The 23,169-nt window shown below is 59.8% G+C and carries 19 protein-coding genes; 12 read left to right on the forward strand and 7 right to left on the reverse strand.

All coding sequences use genetic code 11. The features are described 5' to 3' along the window. Positions 1–15: 15 nt before the first annotated feature. The 4 genes from Q7U76_00245 to Q7U76_00260 form a co-directional block, all read right to left on the reverse strand. Complete coding sequence (locus Q7U76_00245) at positions 16–3,237, reverse strand: DUF2309 domain-containing protein (GenBank protein MDO8354810.1); 3,222 nt, start codon at positions 3,235–3,237, stop codon at positions 16–18. Then, complete coding sequence (locus tag Q7U76_00250; protein ID MDO8354811.1) at positions 3,225–4,535, reverse strand: proton-conducting transporter membrane subunit; 1,311 nt, start codon at positions 4,533–4,535, stop codon at positions 3,225–3,227. The genes Q7U76_00245 and Q7U76_00250 overlap by 13 nt, the downstream gene beginning before the upstream one ends. After that, entirely contained in the window at positions 4,532–6,250 is a 1,719-nt protein-coding gene (locus Q7U76_00255; GenBank protein ID MDO8354812.1) for a proton-conducting transporter membrane subunit, read from the reverse strand. The genes Q7U76_00250 and Q7U76_00255 overlap by 4 nt, the downstream gene beginning before the upstream one ends. 211 nt (positions 6,251–6,461) lie before the next feature. Next, positions 6,462–8,150 (reverse strand): proton-conducting transporter membrane subunit, encoded by a 1,689-nt coding sequence (locus tag Q7U76_00260; protein ID MDO8354813.1) that lies wholly within the window; start codon positions 8,148–8,150, stop codon positions 6,462–6,464. Between the two features lie 378 nt (positions 8,151–8,528). Between Q7U76_00260 and Q7U76_00265 the strand changes: the two genes are divergently transcribed. The 12 genes from Q7U76_00265 (at position 8,529) to Q7U76_00320 (ending at position 20,958) form a co-directional block, all read left to right on the forward strand. Next, positions 8,529–8,900 (forward strand): DUF2294 domain-containing protein, encoded by a 372-nt coding sequence (locus tag Q7U76_00265; GenBank protein MDO8354814.1) that lies wholly within the window; start codon positions 8,529–8,531, stop codon positions 8,898–8,900. Between the two features lie 67 nt (positions 8,901–8,967). Continuing rightward, positions 8,968–9,312: a DUF2294 domain-containing protein gene (locus Q7U76_00270; protein ID MDO8354815.1), complete on the forward strand. Its 345-nt coding sequence runs from the start codon at positions 8,968–8,970 to the stop codon at positions 9,310–9,312. A 15-nt stretch (positions 9,313–9,327) separates the two neighbouring features. Next, on the forward strand, positions 9,328–9,975 hold the full coding sequence (locus tag Q7U76_00275; GenBank protein MDO8354816.1) for a carbonic anhydrase: 648 nt from the start codon (positions 9,328–9,330) through the stop codon (positions 9,973–9,975). A gap of 18 nt (positions 9,976–9,993) precedes the next feature. Next, on the forward strand, positions 9,994–11,469 hold the full coding sequence (locus tag Q7U76_00280) for a YdiU family protein (protein MDO8354817.1): 1,476 nt from the start codon (positions 9,994–9,996) through the stop codon (positions 11,467–11,469). 65 nt (positions 11,470–11,534) lie between these two features. Continuing rightward, positions 11,535–14,777: a hypothetical protein gene (locus tag Q7U76_00285; protein MDO8354818.1), complete on the forward strand. Its 3,243-nt coding sequence runs from the start codon at positions 11,535–11,537 to the stop codon at positions 14,775–14,777. Between the two features lie 10 nt (positions 14,778–14,787). Next, a complete protein-coding gene (locus Q7U76_00290) occupies positions 14,788–15,507 on the forward strand; it encodes a hypothetical protein (protein ID MDO8354819.1) in 720 nt (239 codons plus the stop codon). Then, positions 15,504–16,259 carry an alpha/beta fold hydrolase gene (locus Q7U76_00295; protein ID MDO8354820.1) on the forward strand — a complete coding sequence of 252 codons (756 nt, stop codon included), beginning with the start codon at positions 15,504–15,506 and terminating at the stop codon, positions 16,257–16,259. The genes Q7U76_00290 and Q7U76_00295 overlap by 4 nt, the downstream gene beginning before the upstream one ends. A 15-nt stretch (positions 16,260–16,274) precedes the next feature. After that, positions 16,275–16,442, forward strand: coding sequence for a hypothetical protein (locus Q7U76_00300; protein ID MDO8354821.1), 168 nt, complete (start codon positions 16,275–16,277; stop codon positions 16,440–16,442). A gap of 201 nt (positions 16,443–16,643) precedes the next feature. Beyond that, positions 16,644–17,450: a DUF2470 domain-containing protein gene (locus Q7U76_00305; protein MDO8354822.1), complete on the forward strand. Its 807-nt coding sequence runs from the start codon at positions 16,644–16,646 to the stop codon at positions 17,448–17,450. Between the two features lie 82 nt (positions 17,451–17,532). Continuing rightward, positions 17,533–19,215: an energy-dependent translational throttle protein EttA gene (gene ettA / locus Q7U76_00310; protein ID MDO8354823.1), complete on the forward strand. Its 1,683-nt coding sequence runs from the start codon at positions 17,533–17,535 to the stop codon at positions 19,213–19,215. A gap of 14 nt (positions 19,216–19,229) precedes the next feature. Next, positions 19,230–20,102 carry an SDR family oxidoreductase gene (locus Q7U76_00315; protein ID MDO8354824.1) on the forward strand — a complete coding sequence of 291 codons (873 nt, stop codon included), beginning with the start codon at positions 19,230–19,232 and terminating at the stop codon, positions 20,100–20,102. Positions 20,103–20,196: 94 nt separating this feature from the next. After that, positions 20,197–20,958: a DUF1295 domain-containing protein gene (locus Q7U76_00320; GenBank protein MDO8354825.1), complete on the forward strand. Its 762-nt coding sequence runs from the start codon at positions 20,197–20,199 to the stop codon at positions 20,956–20,958. On the opposite strand, the gene Q7U76_00325 is transcribed toward Q7U76_00320, so the two are convergent. The 3 genes from Q7U76_00325 to Q7U76_00335 all read right to left on the reverse strand — a co-directional run bounded on the left by Q7U76_00325 (position 20,942) and on the right by Q7U76_00335 (position 23,144). Continuing rightward, the gene (locus tag Q7U76_00325; GenBank protein ID MDO8354826.1) at positions 20,942–21,166 is read right to left on the reverse strand and encodes a hypothetical protein; all 225 of its coding nucleotides are present in this window, start codon (positions 21,164–21,166) and stop codon (positions 20,942–20,944) included. The two genes, Q7U76_00320 and Q7U76_00325, sit on opposite strands and share 17 nt — an antisense overlap. Before the next feature lie 11 nt (positions 21,167–21,177). Further along, positions 21,178–22,749 carry a SulP family inorganic anion transporter gene (locus Q7U76_00330; protein ID MDO8354827.1) on the reverse strand — a complete coding sequence of 524 codons (1,572 nt, stop codon included), beginning with the start codon at positions 22,747–22,749 and terminating at the stop codon, positions 21,178–21,180. Between the two features lie 92 nt (positions 22,750–22,841). Beyond that, positions 22,842–23,144 carry a transcriptional regulator gene (locus Q7U76_00335; GenBank protein ID MDO8354828.1) on the reverse strand — a complete coding sequence of 101 codons (303 nt, stop codon included), beginning with the start codon at positions 23,142–23,144 and terminating at the stop codon, positions 22,842–22,844. Positions 23,145–23,169: the final 25 nt, after the last annotated feature.

A 23,169-nucleotide genomic window follows, 5' to 3' on the forward strand; every position in this document is an offset into this window, starting at 1 on the left:
TGAGAATGTTCGTCGTTACAGAGTCCCGTCGATTCGAACCCATTCGCCCGTAGGGCGATAGCGATACCATTCCTGGTCATCCGGGTCGAGGGCGACGAGGTGTACCCACTCGTTGTGATAAAAATGCCGCAAGACTTCGTGTCGCTCGACCAGCTTGTCGATGCGCCCGCGTGGCGCCTCCACGATCGTGAGCAACCGCATCGGTTCGTGGTAGGGCACATCCCCGTTCATCACGGTCTGTCTGGCCAAACCCAATCGGAGGTCGCTCCAGGGGCCCGACATGATTCCGATCCGCCCCACGACGTTATGGTAGATCTTGCTGCCGCTGCCGTACACGTCGTTGTCCACGGCAGAAAAATAATGCTCCATGTTGATCCATTGCGCCACGACTTGCGGGCCGGTCATCAACACTTCGAGAAGACGACTGCTCGGATCCTGGCGCGCGTCGTAGGATTGCAGAAATACCCGTCCTTCGAGGTTGAGTCCCTTGGTCAGTTCCCGTCGTCCGATGACAAACGCCGTATTGCTCGAGAGGCCCCACTCCGGCCGGACCTGACTCCAGTCCACACTCCGTTTCCGCACGTGCGATTCCGCCGCACGCTCGTCTAACGGCTGCTGATTCTCGGGGAAGCGCGTACACCGTTCCTGACTCGTCAGGGTGGAGGCCTCCTTGAGATCTTCCTGCAGCCGCGCCAGGTCGGCGCGATGGGTGGGCGGCACATCTTCCAGGTCGAAGAGCTGGACCTCGTCGGTCGTCGTATCCATCTGACCGGCCAGAAAGTGGGTGTCGGGCGGAATCACCAGTTTATTCTTGGCCAGCCGCTCCCGTACTTTTTGGTTGTTCGCCATCATCGCCAGGACGCGGGCATTCGGCTTTCCTTCGTTGCCGCCGCAGGCGCCGCAATCCAGGGCCGACTCATAGGGATTGTTCTCTGACGTACTGCCGTGGGCGCAGAACAAGACCAGCCGGGCCAGGTTCTTCGTGAGCCCCATCATCCGGAGCGCCGTGTCGACTGTGAGGGTCTGTTCATCGAGGGTGAATCCGGTCCGGGTGATCCGTTCTTTCTGGCGAGAGGCTGCGCGTGCGGTGAGGTCGTATTGGCGCCGCAAGATGTCGAGGAGGGGACGCAGAGATTCGGGCGTAAGCCCGGCCAGTTGCGCCAATTCGACCAGGGACGGGTCGAGTTCCGCCTGGCCGTTCAGCGCTTGTTGACGCAGGGCTTCGACAAGGGCCGGGGTGATGCGCGAGCTGCGCAATCCTGCATGCTCGTGCAGCACTTTTCTGACGATGGCATGGTGTTCGGCCGCCAGCATCTCAGCGGTTTCGGCCGGGGCCATCTTGTCGACGGTCAGTGTCGTCGCGATGGCCGGCACAAACAGGCGCCGCAACCACGAAGTCCAGCGTTGATAGAGCGATGGCAGGAGGGTCTTACCGAAGATCGGGAGGCCGTAGAACCAGCCCAGTGATTCCACCATGACATAGGGGGTCACGACGTTTTCCTTCAAATCGTGCAGCAGCGTATGGCCGGCATGGACCCACTTGGTGCGGGCTTCGTGTTTCGACACTTTGTGATCGAGATAGCTCCGGGGAATTTCGCGTACTTCGTTCTTCGCGCGCATGATCACAGGGAACTGTTCGGTGTCGTGTTCCTTCCCCCAGGCGCGATAGCGAATAAAGGCCGCGAAGAATCCGGCAAATCCATAGGTCTCGTGCGGACCGGTGGACTCCAGGTGCCGGCGGAAGGGTTCGGAGCGCACATCGATACAATAGACGGATTGCGAATAGGGCCGGTTCGTGCCTGGCTGATCCGCCGGCACGATTCGATGCTGTGCCGGTGTCCGTAACTGGGCGAGCAGGCGCTGCTGGTAGGCGTTTTCCAAGGCCTTGAGCCAGACCGGGCCATGGTTAGATTCGGGAAAGGCCTCCATCCAATCGAAGAGTTGTTTCAGCGTGGCGTGCGGCGTCTCGGCCAATATTGCCGGATCCAGTTCCAAGGAGCGAGCCAGCGCCACGAGCCGCTTGGCGGCGCCGCGGCGTGCGGCAATTTCCTGCCGTGGGACTACGTCCGTCCCGTAGCGCTCGATCACGCGTCCCCACCCGTTTCCCTTGTGATGCCGGAGCCGATCCACTTCTTCCGCATACAGCGCGGGTAATCGTCCGGCGACCCGCTGTCTCCTCAAATAGTATTCGTCGGGATGTTCGCGCATATAGGCGACGACGGCGTCGTAGCGCCCTTCGATGCCGAGCTCTTCGCGGCAGGTTTTCTGAACCAGCTCGCTGGCGTACCAGAGGCGGATGGCGAGAAATTTCACGAGGCCGACCGGATAGGCCTTCTGCCAGGGATAATCGCGTTCTTCCGCGCGCCACTTGATGAAGCCGGCCCAGCCGGGCAGCGCGGTCAACTGCAGCGACAAGTAATCCTGGCGCAGGTCCGAGGGAATGCCGAGCGCGTCCAGGCTCTGCAGTAGGGCATCCTCTGGATAGTCGGGCAGGCGGGAGATCTTTCCTCTGCTATCGGGGATGCCGACGGGAGACCATTCCTGTGCCGCCAGGTCTTTCCAGGCATGGTACAGCCCCTTCTTCCGTTCCGGCATAGACCAGGTCGCATGGCCTTCGTCCAGGAAGGCCTCGCACCACTTGATCAACTGATCGTTGATCTGTCGGACGATCTGTGTCCCGAAGGTGTCGTCGCACCAATGTGACAGCGTCAGCCATCGGCCCAGCGCGGCCTGGTCGCCTTCTACGATGAGCTGAATCCGCTTGCGGAGATCGGGGAACGCCCACTCGGTAGACAGACTTGCCGCGACAACGTCGATCACGTTTTTTGCGGGGTCGTGCAGTTGATCATCGAGCGGTTCTGCGACCGGCGCACAGAGTCCCTCCGTGAGACAGGCCCGCAACACGTCGCCGTGCGCGATCCGGCGCGGGCCGATCGTGACCGACTGATCCAGGACGAGGGGCTGTAAGGTGGCGTCGAGATGGGCCGCCTCAATCCGGCCCGTCTTTAGATACTCGCGATAGAGCGCGCCGGGGAGGTAACTGTTCCCTCCCATGAATTGTTTGCCGCGCCGGGCGGTCTCTTCAAACGGGAGATACTCGAGGCTATGAAGCGGATTGTGGTGGACGAAGGTCCGCATCGGCCAGTACCGTGCAATCACTTCGCCGGCGAGTTGGACCACGCCGCGTAGCTCCATCCGTTTGGATTCGATGTCGATCGACGGGTTTATCTGTTCCATGCGTACGATCCTGAGTTGGCGCCGGTTGTGGCGGTCGTCCGGTCCGGTCCGAAGAGGCTGATCGGGGCCACGCCCAGTGCGAGCAGGGTTAAGACGACGATCACCAGGGATACCAGCTCGGTGTGAAGGAGATCGGCATACCGCAAGTCCGAGCGGCGAGTGCCGAACAGGAGTCTCTGTACCAGATCCAGAATGTACCAGGATGATGCGAGCCAGGCAGAGACCAGCACAATGATGCCGGTCGAAAAAGCGGCGGTCGACGACAGCAGCAGACCCATGAAGCCCGCGAAGACGCCGAACGGCGGCAGACCCATGGCCGCCAGAGCCAGCAGAGAGAGCAGCACGGCATACTGGGGCATGGTGGAGGCCAACCCACTGATGGCCTGCGGGTCCACGTCGTCTCCGTATCGAGTGCGGATCATTTGCCAGGCCAACAAGAGCCCGCACATCACGAGACCGACGGCGCCGACGAAGAGCGCGGCGCGTGGCGTGGCCGATCGTGTGGTCACCACACACCACCAGAGCATCGAAAAGAACGACAGGCTGCTGTAGGCCAGCAGGAGCCGTACGCGCGATTGTGCCAGCGCCTTGATCGCGCCATAGGCGGTGCCGGCCAAGGCGAGGATGCTCATGACCCACACGACGGAATCCGGCAAGGTTGCTGCGAGCGGGGCCAGACTATGCAGGCCGAGCGCCGGAAAGAGCAGCACCATGAACGACGGCAAATTTCCGGGTAACCGGGTCAACGCAGTGAGATGTCCATCGTGAAACGGCACGACGGGTAAGAGAATCGTACAGGCGAGCAACGCCGCCATCGAAGACAGCGGCGGGGCGGCTACCAGCGTCAGCAACAGGCAGAGGGCGCCGAGTGTGTAGGCCCCGAGGCCCCACCAGGAGATGGGCCAGAGGGGCGTGTGATGTCGATAGAGCAACACGATGACGAAGCCATGGATGGCCATCAGGAACAGTTTGTCGACGACGGGCTGACTGGTCAGCGCGCCGAGTCCCAGGCCCAGAAATATCAGGGTCAGGACCCAGGATGCGCGATGGTCCCTATGATGCGGTTGGCCCAAGAGCGACACCCCGGCGGCGAGCGGCAGCAGCAGGAGCAGGAGCAGGCCTTCGGGCGGAGCCGTCAGATATCCGGCGAATCCCACGACGCAAGCCAGACTGACGGCGCAGACGCCGACCGACCAGGCCATGAGCCGGTGGGGGTGGGTCCAGAACGCCGGGCTCAAGGCTGCGCCCAGCAAGGGAACTCCTGCGACAACCCAGGGGATGACGGTGGCGTCGATCATCGCGACCACCCGCGTTCGCGCTTGTCGAAACGATGGACGACGCGCATGACCGTCCGTCCAAGCAGTTGATAGAGTTCGTCGGCATGCAAGCGGTTCATGAACAAGACATACAACCCGTTTCGTCCACCCTCGATCAGGCGTGAGGCCCATTTCGGCAGCCAGATCGTCCGGCCGTGAGCCTGCATGTAGAGATAGCACCAGCTGAGGACGGTCATGACCGTGGCCATGAGGACGATGCCATCGAACATCCAGTTGGGAAGATCCGCAGCTTGAAAATACGAGGCCACTTCTACGGGATTCGGATAGAGGAAGGCTGTGAACGATTCGACGGCGAACAGGTAGACGAAGACGACGAAAAGCAGCGTGACGAGCATGGCCGAGGACACTTTCCAAGAGGCGATCGCGCGCAGGCGGGTGAGCGTCAAAATCGCCTGAGACGACGTGAGCCAGATAAAGAAGAGAAAAATGACCGTGCCCTGCGATTCGAGCAGCGGGATACGCAGGACTCCGTGAGTGACCAGCAGGATGACCAGGGGAATCACGAGCGTCGTCACGAATCCGGTCGACCAGGTGAGCGGGGAGAAGTTTTCTTCCTTTTCCTGAGGGTCAGCATGGGGCGATTCCGGTTCCTGTCGGGCTTTATGAATGACGTTCCCGCAATTCAAGAAGACGGTGCCTTTGAAGAGTCCGTGGGCGATCAGATGAAACACGGCCAGCGAAAATGCGCCCAGGCCGCATTCCATGATCATGTAGCCCATCTGCCCGATGGTCGAGAAACCGAGCGTCTTCTTGATGTCGTTCTGCGCCAGCATCATGGAGGCGCCCAGCACGGCGGTCAGCGTCCCCACCACGAAGGCCACATGCAACGTCGTCGAGCTGAGGCCAAACAACGGAGCCAGGCGGTTGATCAGGAAGCCGCCGGCATTGATGATCCCGGCGTGGAGGAGGGCATGCACGGGCGTCGGCGCATAGAGCGACCGGGGCAACCAGAAATGGAGCGGAAACTGCGCGGACTTGCTCATCCCGCCGATGAACAGGAGCAGCGTCACGGCCGTCGGACCACTGATTTCCCATCCCGGCAGGAGCGACAATGTCACGGACGATTCGGCCGCCCTGGTGAAGAGGTCCTGGAACTCCAGCGTGCCGTAGAGGGAATGGGCCAGGACGACTCCCGCAAGAAATGCGACATCCCCGATCCGCAACACCGTAAACGTTCTGAATGCGCCGTGCAGCGTCGCGGCATGGCTGTGATTATGAGCCAGGAGGTAGAGGAGATAACTCAGGAGTTGCCAGAAGAGAAACAGCATCATGAGGTTCGCGCTGGAGACCATGCAGAGCAGCACAAACGTCGTCACGCCGATGAGGGCCAGGTACCGGGGTTCGTGAGGGTCCTGGTACATGTACCCGATGGAATAGGCATAGATGACTGTCCCGACGCCCGAGATGAGGACCATCATGACGGCGCTGAGCCGGTCGATATAGAAGCCGATCGGAAAGGTGAGTGAAATAATGGAGGCGGGATCGTAGAAACGAATACTGATCGGTCCTTGCGTCGCGACGACGTAGAGGGTGGCGATGGCGCCACAGAACGCCGCGCCGATCGGGAGGGTGGCAAGCTGCGTGCGCGCCCGGCGCGACGCGTCGTCACCCACGGAGACCATGAGGGCCGTGAGAAGGGGGAGGAGCGGGACTAACAAGGCAAAGGACACAAGCACCTGATCACTCCGGAATGGTGTGAAACCGTTTCAGGCCCTGTACGGACAGGGCATCTGACGAGCGCCGATCACTACAAATATCTTCGCAGGGTCCATCATTAGTACGTTGTCTAGCCCATCGTCAAGCACCGAGCCGGTCCGAATATTCTCAGCAGATCTGTGGGAGTTCAAAAGTGTCCGCTCCAGAAATCCGTCTCAGGAATCGAGGACATCATCGCTCCGAGGATTTATCGAGACGATGGGCCATACGCATGACGGCCCGGCCGATTCGATCGCAGAGTTCGTCCACATAGAGCCGGTTCATGAACAGGACATAGAGTTGGATCCGCAGGCCTTCGACCCAGGGCGGCATCCAAAGGGTCCGTCCATGGGCACGCATGTAGAGATAACACCAGCTGAGGACGGTCATGACCGTGGATAACAAGATTATGAGGTCAAAGAGCCAGATGGGAAGAGCGGCGGCCTTGAAATACGACGCGACCTCGATCGGGTCAGGATACAAGAAGGCCGTGAAGGACTCGACGGCGAAGAGATACATGAACACCACAAACAGGAGTGTACACAACATCGCGGCCGACACTTCCCAGGAGGGCACCGCGCGCAGGCGGGTGAGCGTCAGAATGGCTTGTGACGACGTGATCCAAATGAAAAATAGAAAGATCACGGTGCCTTGGGATTCCAGTAAGGGGATGTGCAGCACGCCGTGGGTGAGGAGCAAGATCAGCAGGGGAATCATCAAGGTGGTGACGAACCCGGTCGACCAGGTGAGGGGGGAAAACGTCTGTTCTTCTTCCTCCTGGCCGGTATGCGGGAGGTGCGCTTCCTGTCTGGCCTTATGAATTTCGTTGCCGCTGTTCAGGAAGACCGTGGCTTTGAAGAGCCCGTGCGCGATCAGATGAAACACGGCTAGCGAAAATGCGCCGAGGCCGCACTCCATGATCATGTAGCCCATCTGACCGACCGTCGAGAAGCCGAGGGTCTTTTTGATGTCGTTCTGCGCCAGCATCATGCTGGCGCCCAGCACGGCGGTCAGCGTCCCCACCACGAAGGCCACATGCAACGTCGTCGAGCTGAGGCCGAAGAGCGGCGCCAGCCGGTTGATCAGGAAGCCGCCGGCATTGATGATGCCGGCATGGAGCAACGCCGTCGCGGGCGTCGGGGCATAGAGATAGTGGGGGAGCCAGATGTGGAACGGGAACTGCGCGGACTTGCTCATCCCGCCGATGAACAAGAGGAGTGTCACCGCCGTGGCGCCGCTGATCTCGAGTCCCGGCAGCGGGGAGAACGTCACAGACGATTCGGCTGCCTTGGCAAACAACGCCGGAAACTCCAGGGTTCCGTAGAGCGCATAGGCGAGGACGATTCCGGCAAGAAACGTCACGTCGCCGACTCGAAGCAGCGTGAATGTCTTGAACGCGCCCTCCAGCGTTCCCGCATGGGTATGGTTATGGGCCAGGAGGTAGAGCAGAAAACTCAGGAGTTGCCAGAACAGAAACAGCATCATGAGATTGGCGCTGGAGACCAGGCAGAGCAGGACGAAGAGCGCCAGGCCGATGAGGGCCAGGTACCGCGGTTCGTGAGGATCCTGGTACATGTATCCGATGGAATAGGCGTAGATGACCGTGCCGATGCCCGAGATCAGCACCATCATGACAGCGCTGAGCCGGTCGATGTAGAAGCCGATCGGAAAGGTGAGTGAGGCCGCGGACGCTGCGTCGTAGAATCGAATGCTGATAGGTCCCTGCGTGGTGACGAGATAGAGGGTGGCGATGGCGCCACAGAATGCCGCGCCGATCGGGAGGACGGCAAGCTGCGAGCGTGCCCGCCGAGAGCGGTCGTCACCGACGGCGACGATGAGCGCCGTCAAGAGCGGGAGCAGCGGAAGCAGGATGGCGTACATGGGCCCCTCACGGTTTCAGAAAACAAAAAAGCCAACGGGGTTACGTGACGACATGTCCACGTACCATCGTTGGCTTGTACTGCAACCGGCCCGAAACGTGCCGGTCACCCTACCGCCGCTGTCTTTTCATCCTAATGGTTCCGCCTATCCCCCGTGCGAGCGTGGCGGACCGCATAGGTCATCAGATGAAGTCTGCGTCTCCTTATCAAGGATCTGTCTCGGAGGAGTCAAGCTGTCGGGTACATTGCCCTGAGTGGCCTAGGCCTTCGGGCCCAGGTATCATGCCTTTTGGCCCAACGAGGTGCAGATTTGTCCTTGTGACCTCCACCGGGGGACTTCTATACTTGGCTGTTACAAACTGATCGGAAGGGTCGCGTGGTGAACAGAGGACTGACCAAAGGTGAAATCGAATCGGCGATTCGTCACGCCATTATTAAGTTCGAACAGGAATTTATGGGACGGGGCCCGGAGGATGTGCGGGCGTTCGTCGTGCGGGATCTCGTCGTCGTTCGCCTCAAAGGCGTTCTCACGCCGGCCGAGCGACAATTGGCCAAGACCGCCGAAGGTGTGGAGATGGTCAAGCGAATCCGACAGACCCTCATTGCCCAGGGCCGCGATCAGCTCTTCGAACAGGTGGGCAAAATAGTGGGGGCCAGGGTGCTGGCCATCTTTACCGATATCAATGCCCAGATCGGCGAGAAAGTCTTCGTGTTCACGGTAGATCGGGATCTGGAAAACCTCGGCCGGTGAACCTCGCCGAGGGCGAACGGAAATCCCCATCTGGGCAATCTTGGTTTGAATCAGAAGAGGGTATGACGTGGAAAACGCCATCCGTAACGCCGTCATCAAGTTCGAGCAGGAGTTCATGGGACGCGGTCCCGATGAGGTGCGCGCGTATGTCGTGCGGGATCTGGTTGTGGTCCGGCTCAAGGGGGTGCTGACGCCGGCCGAACGTCAGTTGGCCAAGACGGTGGAAGGTATCGACATGGTGAAGCGATTGCGGCAGAATTTAATCGCGCAGGGCCGCGACAAGCTCTGTGAGCAAGTGAGCGAGATCACCGGCGCTAAAACACTCGCGGTTTTTACGGACATCGACGTCCAGCTCAGTGAACGGGTATTTGTGTTCACGCTCGACCGCGAGATCCAGAACGGAAGCCAATAGAGAGGCACCCGCACGATGGAAAAACTCGTCAGAGGATTCCTGAAGTTTCGGACCGAGGTATTCGGCAAGAGGAAAGAACTCTTCACCAGGCTTTCCGAAAACCAGGCTCCGCGGGCGCTCTTCATCACCTGCTCCGATTCGCGAGTCGACCCTACCCTCCTGACACAGGCCGATCCCGGCGAGCTTTTCATTCTCAGGAACGCCGGCAACATGGTGCCGCCATACGGCTCGATGCAAGGCGGCAGCACGGCTACGATCGAATATGCGATGGCGGTCTTGAAGGTTCCCCACATCATCGTCTGTGGCCATACCGATTGTGCCGTCATGAAGGCCCTGCTGAATCCGGAAGCGGTCTCCGACCTGCCCGCGTTCAGGGAATGGGTTGGGCAGGCGGAAACGACCCGCCGCTTGATGCACGAGCACTATACCGATCTGGAGGGCGACGATCGTCTGATCAAGACGACCCAGGAAAACGTCCGATCCCAGCTCGACCATCTGCGCACCCACCCGTCCGTCGCCCTGCTTCTGCGCCAGAAGAAGGTGGATCTCCATGGGTGGGTCTATTCCATCTCGACCGGCGAGGTGTGGGTCTACGACTTCGACTCCGAGCAATTCGCCTCTCTGTTGGATGAGACCTATCCTCGCTTGAAAACATCGAGCTAGTCCTGCCATGCTCCACCCATGAGCAGACACCAGCTGGAAACACTGTCGTTCGACAATACCTATGCCCGCCTGCCCGAGGCGCTCTACGCCAAGCTGAATCCCACGCCGTTTTCAGAACCGCCATACCTCATCAGTTTCAATCGGGCGGCGGCTGAATTGATCGATCTTGACCCGGAGCAAGCGAAGCGGCCGGAATTTGCCGGCGTGTTTGGCGGGAGCATGCTGGTGCCGGGGATGGAACCGTTGGCGATGCTCTACTCCGGCCATCAATTCGGGGTCTATGTGCCGCAGCTCGGCGACGGGCGCGCCATTCTTCTGGGCGAGGTGCGGAACAGACGAGGGGAGCGATGGGACTTGCAGCTCAAAGGCGCAGGCCCCACGCCCTTTTCACGCGACGGCGACGGCCGCGCCGTGTTGAGATCCACTATCCGCGAATATCTCTGTAGCGAAGCGATGCATGGTTTGGGGATTCCCACGACGAGGGCGCTCTGCATCGTGGGCAGCGATCATCAAGTTTATCGTGAACAGGTGGAGACCGGCGCGATCGTGCTTCGCATGGCGCCTTCGCATGTGCGGTTCGGCTCGTTCGAGATCCTCTATTATCGAAAGCAACATGAACAGCTCAGAGTGCTGGCCGACTATGTGATTGCGACGCACTATCCGCATCTCGTGGCGGCGACAGACAAGTATGCCCGTTTCTTTGCCGAGTTGGTGGAGCGCACGGCGAGGCTGATCGCGCAATGGCAGGCCGTCGGCTGGGCGCATGGAGTCATGAATACGGACAACATGTCGATCCTGGGCCTCACGCTCGACTATGGCCCCTTCGGCTTTCTCGACGACTACGACCCAGGTTTCATCTGCAACCATTCCGACCACAACGGCCGCTACGCTTTCAATCAACAGCCCTATATCGGGCTCTGGAATCTGAGTTGTCTGGCACAGGCGCTCCTCCCGTTGGCGGAGAAGGAAGACCTGAAAGCGTCGCTGGATCGTTATACTCCCCTCTGCGAAGGCCGCTACATGGAGTTGATGCGGGCCAAGTTCGGACTCATCGAGACGAAGGAAGAGGATGCCTCGTTGATCCAAGACCTCCTGGCCCTCATGCACCTGCACCATGTCGATTACACAAACTTGTTTCGGACGCTGGGTTCCTTTCAGAGCGGAGTCGCCCCGTTGAACGAGCCGCTTCGTGACTTTTTCGTGGATCGTGCCGCCTTCGACCAATGGGCCAGCCGGTACAAGGATCGGTTGCGTGAAGAGGGAAGTCGAGACGAGGATCGCCAAGCAGGTATGCACCGGGTCAATCCCAAGTACGTACTCCGCAACTATCTGGCGCAGACTGCCATCGAGAAGGCGCAGCAGAAGGACTTTTCTGAAATCGACCGACTGCTCGTCCTGCTGCAGAATCCCTATCATGATCAGCCCGGCATGGAGGCCTACGCGGCTGCGCCTCCCAATTGGGGCAAGCATCTCTCCGTGAGTTGTAGTTCGTAGGACCGTCTCACGAAATTGTAGAGGCTGCTCTTTTACGCAGCGCATCACAGACAACGGACTTTTGTATGGCTAAAGGACGCGGCGATTCGAAACTAGCGGTGGCGGGAGCTCTCACACTCGTGCTGGCCATTGCCGGGGTGTTGCTGGTGAAAGAACCTCTGCGCAGCTCTCGGCCAGTCGGTACAGGGCTGGAGATGAACCCGACGACCGGCGAACAGTTGGTTCGTGCGCGCTTGTGGGAAGATCCGGTGGCAGCCGTGCAGCGGGGCCTGCGCGGAACGGGACCGACCGGCAAGACTGCCGGAACGGAATCCACCATCTCGCAACGGCTTGGCGCGCTGAGACAGACAATTGCCGAGCGGACCAGGAGTGGACAGCGCATCACCGTGCTCCTGGTGACCACGAGCGGGGGGCCTTACGTCGAAGGCGCCGAGTCGCGCATCCGCGATCGTTATGCCATTGGCACTGCGCTGGGTGTCGGCTGTTATGTGCCGGAGGACGAGGGCCATCTCTCCTTTGTGGAATGGGAGCCGCAAGGGGCCGTGCAGGCCCTGCCCTATGAATGGTATCGCTTGAGAAAGACACGCGTTTGCGGAGAAGAGGCCTCGCGTGCCTCCGCAGTTCTGGTCGTCTGGCTACCGGAAGAGGCCCTCAATCGAGGGTTCTTGGCGACCCTGACCTCTCTTTCCCAAGCCCTGGTCTGCCAGGAGGCGAAACAGAAACATGACTGTCTCCTGACCGACGACAAGCGAAAACTAGTCCGTCTGAATCCGGCGGTACAACAGGCGGTCACGTTCAAAATCATGGGCCCGCGCAGTTCGTCGGAATTTCGCAGTTTCTTGCAGGAAGCCGGGGATCTGTATGGCGAGCCGCATGAGGGAATCGGCGTCTGGCCGAATGCCGACGGCGCGATCGAGCTCTATTCGCCTTGGACAAGCGCGATGAAGGGCCTGCTCGCCTACGGACTCAAGACAGAGGGCGGCAAAGGCACCGCTTGCACGACGTATGAGGTGTGCGAGCAGGAGTTTCACCGCCGACTGGCGATGGCACAGGTTCGCCTCGTCTACGATGTCGGTTCGGACGATCGGTTATTCGGCGCGCTGGTTGAAGAACTAGAGCGCCGGCAGGTACGGCTCGGCTGGGACGCGGTGATCCTCATCGGGGAATGGGATTCGTTTTACGGGCGGACTCTGCCGATCGAGTTCCGCGCTGCAGCCTGTGCGAAGGTAGCCACCTTTCCGGAAGCCGATTTGAGACAGATTCAGGTTCCGGTGGACATCAAGAAATGGTGTCCGACCATTGAGCGTGCGATCGACTTGCAAATTCAACGTCCTGCCGACTACGAGTCGCTCACGCTCAATGTCTTTCGCTATAGCTATCTCAGTGGCCTCGATGGGGAAGTGCCTGGCGACGACGCGGCGAGAGCCGCTCGGGCTGCCAAAGCCGTTGCCGGGAATCAGTCCAGCGACGCAACCCGTGACCGTCCGGAAGGAACGAGCCAGCTCGACTACGTGCGGGCCTTGGTCGCGCGTATTTACGAGGAAGGGGAAGGCGCGAGGGCTATCGGCATCCTGGGCACGGACCCCTACGACGCGTTGCTCATCATCAAGGCCCTCAGGCCCGCGTTCCCCCATGCGATCTTTTTTACCGTCGATCTCGATGCGCGCCATCTCCATTCGAGCGAATACAAATCGACACGCAACATGGTGATCGCTTCTCCGTTCGGGCTGCAATTGGAGGGAGGATTCCAACGCGACGTCCCGCCGTTCCGGAGCAGCTATCAAACGTCGGCCTACCTGGCCGCCCTGCAAGCGGTGCAGTTTGTCGCTTGTGGACCGGCTGGTCATCAGCCGTCCATGGCCGGACCCTGCACGACGGGGTACCATGTCGACTTGACGCCGGACGACCGCATCTACGATGCAGGATCTCACCCCAGGATCTTTGAAGTGAGTCGCGACGGTGCGGTGGACTTGAGCCCGGTGGACAAGGAGGGGCTGCGCACGGTCCATCCACTCAGGCAGGACCTGGCTCATACGGACGAACTGGGAGCCTTAAAACAGGGAGTCGGATTCGATAACACCGCGGTCGCGGCGGGGCTGGTCATTGCGTTGCTGGTCGCCATGGTCATCGCCTGGAGCAATGAGCGGCTCTGGCTGTGGGTATTGCGACATCCTCGTCTGTTGACGGTCACGGCTTTCATCGGTGTGGCGTCGTTCGCGGCCTTCGTCGCCTTCGGCGGGGCAGAAGCGCTGTTAGCCAATCATGACGAAGGGGAGCCCTTCTCCTGGACCGCCGGGGTCAGCGTCTGGCCGAGTGAACTTCTCCGGTTCTTCGTCGTGGTGCTCTGTCTGGTCATGCTGGGGAAGGGCCTGCGCGATCTGGCCAAGAACAGCGACGCGATCAGCGAGGATTTTTTATTTCAGGATGAGTCGGGCCGCTGCCGATTGTCACCCCGGACCTTCTGGACCAACTTGCAGCGGGTTTACCATCCGGCTGCGACCAGGACGGCGACGACGGTGGATCAAGCCTGGTCCTGGTATCGCGAGGCGGCCATTCCGTCGCAGCGAGTGATGCGGACCATCCTCCTGTTTCTGCTGTATCTCTCGATCATGTGGCCCTTGCAGCATTGGGTCTTGAACGAGGAAATGATTCATCCCTGCCGCGGTCGGCTGAGTTGCGGCATCGATTGGATCATGGCGCTGAGCAGCGCCTGTTTCGTGGTGTTGCTCAATCTGGCGGTGTTCGATGCCGTCATGCTGTGCCGGCGGTGGATCGGCTGGTTGACGGCCTCGACCGGTGGCTGGTCCGATCAGGTTCAAGAAGAATATCTCCGGGAATATGGTCTGGGCCAGGCCCAGAAAGCCGAGTTTGAAAAGTTAAAGTACTTGGCCGTGGTCGATCTCATTGCGCAACGGACCGAAGTGGTGAATCGCCTGATTCGTTATCCCTTCATCGCCTTGTTAATCATGATCGCGGCGCGGAACGACTACTTCGATATCTGGAATTATCCCCTCCTGTTGATCCTGTCCTGGTCTTTGAACGTCGTGCTGGCGTTGATGGGCGCCTACTTGCTGTACCAGTCGGCCAGCAAAGCGAAGGCGGCCATGCTGGCCGGGCTCAGCCGCCAGATGGTCCAGGCTCTGGGAACCGGCAAGGATCACGATGTCCGCGTCAAGCAGATCCAGTACGTGATCGACGAAGTGGAAGAGAACGAACAAGGGGCCTTCGTGCCCCTCTATCAACAGCCGGTGATCGAGTCGTCGCTCTACGGCATCGTCGCCTTGCTGCAATATTTGTATATGAAATAACTGGATGCTTATGCGCGAAGAACAGATCGGCGGGTTGCGGACACGTATCACGGGTGGCACAGATGGCAAGGGCGGAGGGCGCGGTCCGCTCGTCCTGCTCCTGCATGGCTTCGGCGCGCCGGGGGACGATCTCGTCTCGCTGGCCGACGTCTTGAACGTGCCGACGGGCACGAGGTTCGTCTTTCCCGAAGGCCCACTCTCGTTGAGTTTCGGACCGAGCGATGCGCGGGCCTGGTGGCTCATCGACATGGCACGCATTGCGCAGGATCGCGCAGCGGGACGGGTGCGCGACCTCTCGCAAGACATTCCCAAAGGCTTGGCTCCAGCGCGCGAGACGATGTTGACCTTCCTGAAAGAAATCGAACAGAAATTCGGCGCGGAGCCGGGCAAGACCATCCTGGGGGGATTTTCCCAGGGCGCCATGTTGGCCTGCGATCTGATGCTCAGAACGACGCAGCCCTATGCCGGGTTGATCCAAATGTCCGGCACGCTCCTCGCCGCACAGGAATGGGGTCCGTTACTTCACAAGCGCAAGGGCCTGCCGGTTTTTCAAAGCCATGGGATGCAGGATGAGATCCTGCCCTACGTGGGGGCAGAAAAGCTGCGAGACGCATTGACTCACGGGGGGCTTGCGGTTGATTGGCACAGTTTCCGCGGTGGGCATGAGATTCCGAGAGCGGTGCTGCAGCGGCTAGGGACGTTCATTACCAAGGCGGTTCTTCACGCATGAGTGGCCTGCACTCGTTCGAACTCGCAGGCGCCGACGGCAAGCTGATCCGCGGGGATCGTGCGATGGGGAAGGATCGCCAGATTCTGTTCATCACCGGCTTTCTCTCCAAACGGTGGGGCAACAAAAGTAAGGCACTCGCACAATGGTGTGAGGAACAAGGCTGGGGGTTCTGTTGCTACGATGTGCGAGGCTTTGGCGACTCGGAGGGACAGTTCATCGATTATACGCTCTCGGATTGGATCGCAGACGCGCGGCTCGTTCTGAATAGGCTCAAAGATGGACCGCCTATCACCATCGTCGGCAATTCACTCGGAGGCTGGATCGCCTGGCTGATGGCGCAGGAATGTGCCGACATCGAGCGGCTGGTGCTCATCGCACCGGCGTTCAACATGATGGGCCTGCGGGCGCAATCGATTGCGCCCGAGCGATGCCATGACTGGCATACCGCCGGCTGGATGCCCTGGGACGACGAGCCGGCCCATCGGGACTATCCTCTCGCCTGGAAGTGGGTGGAAGAGAGCAAGGCCTATTGGGGCAGGAGTTTCGATCGGCTGCGGCCGGTCAGCACGGCCATTCTCCATGGCCAGCAAGACCACGTGATTCTGCCGCAAGGCAGCAGTCAGTTCGTCGAGCAGCTACGAGGCCTCGCTCCCTCGTTTCCAATCGACCTCCATCTCGTTCCGGGCGACCATCGCCTGAGTAGTCCTGAGCATCTGGACATGTTTCGACGTCTTGTCGTGGGTGCAACGTAGCGAGAAGGGAGCCATATGCTTGTCTTAATTCATCGAGAATGCGGTGGACCGGCGATAGACGATTCGTCCATCGGCGAATCCTGTGCGATCCCCGTCGACCGGTTTCCCTTTACCTGCTTCAGTTGCCTGGAGGAAATCGACGACGAATCGGAAGTCCGGGTATCGCAAGAAATTGGAATGTAGCCGCGCTCAAATTCTGTAAGGCCAGCTCATCGGCGCGAATGGCCTGGCGGATCAGTTCCTTGCCTTCCTCGCCGCCGGTATCGAGCCTGTCGGACTACGTCCAACTGAACTCTCCGGCACGACCCCGTCCTCAGTGGAAATGTTCGACAGATCCAGGGTAAGGTGTCACCCGGTTCATTGCATTAGAGTAAGAGATCAGACATGTCTTCATCACGACAACATAGCAGCGGGCCGGATTCAGAGGGTCCTGACGTTCCTGAACCGTCACATGCCGAGCGGGCCAAGACGCTTGTGTATTTACAGTCATCGGGTAGTCTCTCGACGCTCTCGCGCAAGCAGCCAGGCTGGCCCTTTGGATCGGTGATGCCCTACGGGTTGGACGAGGAGGGGCAACCGGTCTTTCTGATCAGCACGATGGCGATGCATACGCAAAATCTCCTGGGCGATCCACGGGCCAGCTTGCTCGTGACACCGCCTGAGAGCCGCAGCGATCCGCAGGGTGCGGCCAGGGTGACATTGATGGGGTCTGTGACCAGGGTGCCGAGGGAGGAAGCCGTGCAGGTTCGCGAGCTCTACCTGGCACGCCATGCCAATGCCTCCTACTGGGTGGACTTCGAGGACTTCAGTTTTTTCCGCATGGCACTGGCGGATATCTATTTTGTCGGAGGGTTTGGGTCGATGGGTTGGGTGATGCCGGACGACTACGCGGGGGCGGCGGTGGACCCGCTCGCGGATGAGGCCTCGAACCTCATTCGTGAATTTAATACAGAGCGGGCGGAGACGTTGCTGCTACTTGCCCGTGTATTCGGCAATGCAGAGGCGCAGCAGGCGACAGTGACGGCATTGGACCGGTTGGGCTTTCACCTTCGGCTCACCACTCCAGGCCGAATGCAGGGTGGGCGGGTGGCCTTTGCCAACCCCGTACGCAACGCGTCGGAGGTCAGGGCCGGCCTTGCCGGCTTGGCCGTTCAGGCACAGGCGGGACGCCAGATCCTGCATTCGCTGTAGTCGGTGCTGGTACAAGTTCCTGTGAGCATCCTGCAAGATGGTTCTTTTCAACTCACCAGTTCATCACTAGGTAGGGGAATGCATGGCGACCACAAACGATAAACAAGTCATTTTTTCGCTCGTCAATGTCGGCAAGATCTATCCGCCGAAGAAGCAGGTGCTGCGCGAGATCTATCTCGGGTTTTACTACGGCGCAAAGATCGGTGTGTTGGGCCTCAACGGATCGGGCAAGAGCTCGCTGCTCAGGATCATCGCCGGGACCGACCCGAACTATACCGGCGAGATCACCCGCTCGAAGGGGTACAGCGTCGGCCTGCTTGAACAGGAACCGCAGCTCGATCCGGAGAAGACGGTGAAAGAGGTTGTCGAAGAAGGGAAGAAAGAGCTTGTGGCCATGTTGCGCGAGTATGACGCGGTCAGCAACAAGATGGGCGAGGCCACGCCCGATGAGATGGAAAAACTGCTGGAAAAGCAGGCTCAGCTCCAAGAAAAAATCGAAGCGGCGAACGGGTGGGAGCTGGACAATGTGCTTGAACTCGCCATGGACGCGCTGCGTTGTCCCCCGCCGGATGCAAAGATCGGGGTGCTTTCTGGCGGCGAGAAGCGTCGGGTGGCCCTCTGCCGCTTGATGATTCAGGAGCCGGATATCCTCTTGCTCGACGAACCGACCAACCATTTGGATGCCGAGTCCGTGCAATGGCTCGAACAGCACCTTCAGCAATATAAAGGCACGGTCATCGCTGTCACGCACGATCGCTACTTCCTCGACAACGTGGCCGGCTGGATCCTCGAACTCGATCGCGGCCATGGCATTCCGTTCCAGGGGAACTATACCTCCTGGTTGGAACAGAAGCAGGTGCGGCTGGAAAAAGAGGAAAAAACCGAATCGAAGCGCCGCAAGTCGTTGGAACATGAGTTGGAATGGATCCGCATGTCGCCGAAAGGCCGTCAGTCGAAGGGCAAAGCGCGGCTCAACCGCTATGAAGAATTGGTCAATCAGAAACAGGAAGAGCAGGCCGCCGATCTGGAAATCTACATCCCACCGGGACCTCGGTTGGGCGATGTGGTCGTCGAAGCCCAAGGCGTCAGCAAAGCCTACGGGGACAAGGTTCTCTATGAAAATGTGAACTTCAGTCTCCCCAAGGGCGGAATTGTCGGCGTGATTGGACCGAACGGAGCCGGCAAGACGACGATGTTCCGCATGATCATCGGGAAAGAGAAGCCGGATACCGGCTCGATCAAGATCGGCGAGACGGTCAAGTTGGGCTACGTGGACCAGGATCGCAGCCTGGATCCGAACAAATCCGTCTACGACATCATCTCCGAGGGTCACGATACCATCATGCTCGGCAAGGCCGAAGTGAACGCCAGGGCCTACTGCGCCCGGTTCAACTTTGCCGGCACCGATCAACAGAAGAAGGTGAAGGATATCTCCGGCGGCGAGCGCAACCGGGTACACCTGGCCCGGATGCTGAAAGAGGGGGCGAACCTCATCATCCTCGACGAGCCGACCAACGACCTCGATATCAACACCTTGCGCGCGCTGGAAGAAGGATTGGAAAGTTTCGCCGGCTGCGCCGTCATCAGCAGTCACGACCGCTGGTTTCTGGACCGGGTCGCGACCCACATTATGGCGTTCGAAGGCGATAGCAAGGTGGTCTGGTTTGAAGGGAACTACAGCGAGTACGACGCGGATCGGAAGAAGCGCATGGGCAAGGAGGCCGATCAGCCACACCGCATTCGATATCGCAAGCTGACGCGCTGACAGGCGCCTTTCATATGGCACCGCTCGTCCTCATTACCGGTGCGGCAGGGCTTATCGGCCGGTATCTCTTCAGTACGGCGCCACGCTGGGCGCCGCAGTGGGAGGTGCGGGGACTCACCAGACAGGACGTCGATCTGACCGACGCCGTGGCCCTGCGCCGTCTCTGGCGCGAGCTCCATCCCCAGGTCGTTATCCATTGTGCTGCGCAGAGCCGGACAGGGCCTTGTCAGCAAGATCCAGCTCTGGCGCGCCGCATCAACGTGGAGGCCACGTCGCTGCTCGCCGAACTCGCAGCCGGGATTCCTTTTCTCTTCTTCTCCAGCGATCAGGTCTTCGATGGCGCCAAGGGCTGGTACGTCGAGACCGATCCGGTGAATCCGCTCAACGTGTATGGAGAGACCAAAGCGGAAGCCGAACGCTTCGTGCTGCAGAATCCGAGGCATAGCGTGATTCGTGTGGGGCTGAACGCAGGCACGTCGCTGACCGGCGATCGCAGTTTTGTCGAAGATATGCGGAACTCGGTGAAGGATGGCAGGTTGCTCACGTTATTTACAGATGAGTTTCGTTGCCCGCTACCGGCTGGTATGACGGCGCGAGCCATCTGGGAGCTGATCGGCCAGGATCGTCCTGGCCTGTACCACCTTGGAGGAGCGGAACGGCTGTCGCGCTGGGAGATCGGGCAAGCGCTCACTCCCTGGTATCCGGAGCTGGCTGGTCTGATCAGGCCTGGCTCCGTGAGGGACTATGTTGGCGCGCCTAGGCCTCCCGATTTGTCGATGAACTGTGACAAGCTTCAAGGGCTTCTTTCGTTCCCCTTGTCCGGCTTTCGCGCATGGCTGGCGGGACGGACAAGTACCGGTATGGATTTGTGGGATTATCCCGAGTGAAGTCTGTGAGGCGTGAAGTGAAGAAATCGAGACATCGGAGTATGCAATGAACGCATCGGATCCTCTATCCCTTGTCCTCACCGCTTATCTGGCCATGGCTGTTGTTATGGCGGGACTCTGGCTGTTGCAGCTTCGAGTACGCAATGCCTCGATTGCGGATGTGGGATTTTGTGCAGGCCTCATTGCTACCGTTCTCTGGTACGCGACCCAGGCCACTGGCGAGATTGAGCGGAAAGTTCTCGTGGCGATGTTGGTCCTGCTCTACGCGGGACGGCTTGGATTCTACATCCTCCTCAATCGTGTGGTCGGCAAGCAGGAGGATGCTCGTTATCGTCGCTTGCGCGAGCAGTGGGGCCGGTCTGAGCGGCTCAAGATGTTCGGCTATTTTCACCTGCAGGCACTGGCCGTGGCGGGCCTTTCTCTCCCCTTTCTGGTGCTGATCCAAAATCCCAGACCCCCGTTCGCGCTGATCGAACTTGCCGGATTGCTGATCTGGATTGTCGCAATCGCCGGTGAAGCCACAGCCGATTGGCAACTTGCGCAGTTTCGTTCCAAATCATGGAATCGTGATCGGGTTTGCCGAGATGGACTCTGGTATTTCTCGCGCCATCCAAATTATTTTTTCGAATGGCTGCACTGGTGGGCCTATGTCGCCATGGCCATCGGGACACCGGGCTGGCTGCTCACATGGATTGGCCCGATCGCGATGGGATGGGCGTTAGTCAAAGTGACGGGAATTCCTCTGGCAGAAGCGCAGGCGTTGGCAAGCCGTGGCGAGGACTATCGCATCTATCAGCAAACGACGAACGCGTTCTTGCCCTGGTGGCCGAAACGCCAGCCTATTGAGCGGGGGTAAGCGAAGTGAGCCGTGCGCGGGCCTGTTCGGCTTGTTTGCTGGTCGGGTAGAGACGAATCACATCTTCGTAGAGTTGCTTCGCGTGGGGCAGGTTCATCTGCCGCTCTTCAAACTCTGCGGTCTCGAGCAGCTCCTTGGGCTTGTCTCCGTTACAGGCGGAGACGGCCAGCAAGCAGGCGAACAGTATCAGGGCGAGGGATCGTGTCATAGGGCCTCCGGTTACTCTAACCATTTCTGCCACCAGGTGGCGCTCCGCGGTCCTTTTCTCACATGATACGAGATCCCGTGCAGCTTGTTCCAATCCAGATGCACCTGTCCACCTGTCGCCTCGTGGAGTTTTTGCCAGGACTCGAGGAGATTCAGACAGGCATGGTCGATATGACGGAGAGACGTGAATTGAATCTGCAGATCCGCGAGGGGAGGAACCCCTTCCAGAGCTGTGGCCAAACGGGGAAGGCTGACAAAGGTGCCGATCCCCATCAAGTTCAACGTCAGTTTGCCGTTTTCCGGGTCATGCTCAAAATGGGTTTCGAGGTTCTGGGTGGTATAGAGCAGCTTCGCCATGGCCAGCCCGATGCCGATTAACACGCCGGTGAGCAGGTTCGTCGCCACGATGGTACAGAGCGTGGCTCCGTAGATGAGCACCTCGCTCCTCCCGTACCGTTTCAACTCCTTCACGATACCCACATTCATAAGTTTGTATCCGGTAAAGACGAGCACGGCGCCAAGTGCAGCCGTGGGGATCATTCGCAAGATGGCTGGAAGGAAGAAGACAAAGAGCAGCAGCCACCCACCATGTAGGAGGGTCGCGGCGCGAGACCGCGCGCCGGCCTCCACATTGGCAGCGCTACGCACGATGACGCCGGTCACAGGCAGGGCGCCAAGCAATCCGCAGAGCACATTGCCCGCTCCCTGCGCAAAGAGTTCCTTGTTATAACGCGTGCGGGGACCGGTGTGGAGTTGATCCACTGCGGTGGCAGAGAGCAGGGTTTCGACGCTCGCGATCAATGCGAGTGCCAGCGCTTCGCCGATGATGGCCGGATCCATGAGGTATTGCAGTGAGTGGAGAGATGGCAACTGTACGATCGTGAGTAAGTTGTCACGCACCTTCACATGGGCAATATCGAGATTCAAAGACATGGCCGCCACTGTGGCGAGCGCGACGCCGATGAGGACCGAGGGAATGGCCTTGAGCATCCGGGGGGCATAGAGATTCCACAACACGATGGCCACGATCGTGAGCAGGCCGATTCTCCCGGCCAGGTGATGATTCAGTGGCGTGGCGTCGTCGGCAACTAAGCCTTTCCAGAACGCAGAGGGAAGGGTGATGAGATTGGCGAGCCCGGATCCTCGGGGCGTATCGTCGATCATGATATGGAACTGGCTGGCGAAAATGAGGACGCCGATCCCGGCTAGCATGCCATGCACCACGGCGGGTGAGACGGCGCGGAACCATTGTCCCAGCTGGAGCCAGGCCCACTTCATCTGGATGATCCCGGCCAGCATGACCACGATGGCCAGCTTTTCCACACCATGCTCTTGAATGATCTCGTAGACGATGACGGTCAAGCCTGCGGCTGGCCCGCTGACTTGGAGCGGTGACCCGGCCAGCGCGCCGACGATCAGTCCCCCGATAATGCCCGTGATGATGCCGGCGGCAGGTGGCGCACCGGAGGCGACGGCGATACCCATGCAGAGGGGGAGCGCGACCAGGAAGACCACGACCGAGGCAAAGGCGTCGTGGCGGAGGTCAACCCAGCGGCTGGAAGATGGTGATGTGTCAGGTCCCATGGTAGTGGGCTCTAGATGAATACGACTACTCTAGATGAGGAGGGCGAGGCGCCCAAGAGAAATATGAGAAGCGACAGGGTTGCGCGGACAGCCTAGATCGGCTCAATGCCGTACCGAGGAGCGGTGATACCTTCGCTGCGGCATGTGGGGCAACGGCTCGGCCTGTTCAGTTTTCGTCGATCGCGAAAGATAAACCCGCAATCTTGGCAGACGGAGGGTTCGAGGATGAATCGGCGCGATGGGTCCCGAGCCACCGTTTTCACGACGTGAGGGAGATGGTCCTCGACCTGACGCTCCGGGATGCCCAGCATCTGGGCCAGCTGGTATGATGACAGTCTGGTACCGGTGATCAGTTCGATGATGCGTTGTCGTGGCGTCTGCCCTGAAGAGATCATGCGGCGACATCGTAGGGGATGACAT

Source organism: Nitrospirota bacterium (genome assembly GCA_030645475.1).
Classification (GTDB): Bacteria; Nitrospirota; Nitrospiria; order Nitrospirales; family Nitrospiraceae; genus Palsa-1315.

Excerpts from the sequence above, each read along its gene's own strand:
- Q7U76_00275 (MDO8354816.1), top strand. The coding sequence starts at position 9,328 with ATGGAAAAACTCGTCAGAGGATTCCTGAAGTTTCGGACCGAGGTATTC.
- ettA (MDO8354823.1), top strand. The coding sequence starts at position 17,533 with ATGGCGACCACAAACGATAAACAAGTCATTTTTTCGCTCGTCAATGTC.
- Q7U76_00300 (MDO8354821.1), top strand. The coding sequence starts at position 16,275 with ATGCTTGTCTTAATTCATCGAGAATGCGGTGGACCGGCGATAGACGAT.
- Q7U76_00280 (MDO8354817.1), top strand. The coding sequence starts at position 9,994 with ATGAGCAGACACCAGCTGGAAACACTGTCGTTCGACAATACCTATGCC.
- Q7U76_00290 (MDO8354819.1), top strand. The coding sequence starts at position 14,788 with ATGCGCGAAGAACAGATCGGCGGGTTGCGGACACGTATCACGGGTGGC.
- Q7U76_00245 (MDO8354810.1), bottom strand. The coding sequence starts at position 3,237 with ATGGAACAGATAAACCCGTCGATCGACATCGAATCCAAACGGATGGAG.
- Q7U76_00305 (MDO8354822.1), top strand. The coding sequence starts at position 16,644 with ATGTCTTCATCACGACAACATAGCAGCGGGCCGGATTCAGAGGGTCCT.
- Q7U76_00250 (MDO8354811.1), bottom strand. The coding sequence starts at position 4,535 with ATGATCGACGCCACCGTCATCCCCTGGGTTGTCGCAGGAGTTCCCTTG.
- Q7U76_00335 (MDO8354828.1), bottom strand. The coding sequence starts at position 23,144 with ATGATCTCTTCAGGGCAGACGCCACGACAACGCATCATCGAACTGATC.
- Q7U76_00330 (MDO8354827.1), bottom strand. The coding sequence starts at position 22,749 with ATGGGACCTGACACATCACCATCTTCCAGCCGCTGGGTTGACCTCCGC.
- Q7U76_00325 (MDO8354826.1), bottom strand. The coding sequence starts at position 21,166 with ATGACACGATCCCTCGCCCTGATACTGTTCGCCTGCTTGCTGGCCGTC.
- Q7U76_00285 (MDO8354818.1), top strand. The coding sequence starts at position 11,535 with ATGGCTAAAGGACGCGGCGATTCGAAACTAGCGGTGGCGGGAGCTCTC.
- Q7U76_00315 (MDO8354824.1), top strand. The coding sequence starts at position 19,230 with ATGGCACCGCTCGTCCTCATTACCGGTGCGGCAGGGCTTATCGGCCGG.
- Q7U76_00320 (MDO8354825.1), top strand. The coding sequence starts at position 20,197 with ATGGCTGTTGTTATGGCGGGACTCTGGCTGTTGCAGCTTCGAGTACGC.
- Q7U76_00260 (MDO8354813.1), bottom strand. The coding sequence starts at position 8,150 with ATGTACGCCATCCTGCTTCCGCTGCTCCCGCTCTTGACGGCGCTCATC.
- Q7U76_00295 (MDO8354820.1), top strand. The coding sequence starts at position 15,504 with ATGAGTGGCCTGCACTCGTTCGAACTCGCAGGCGCCGACGGCAAGCTG.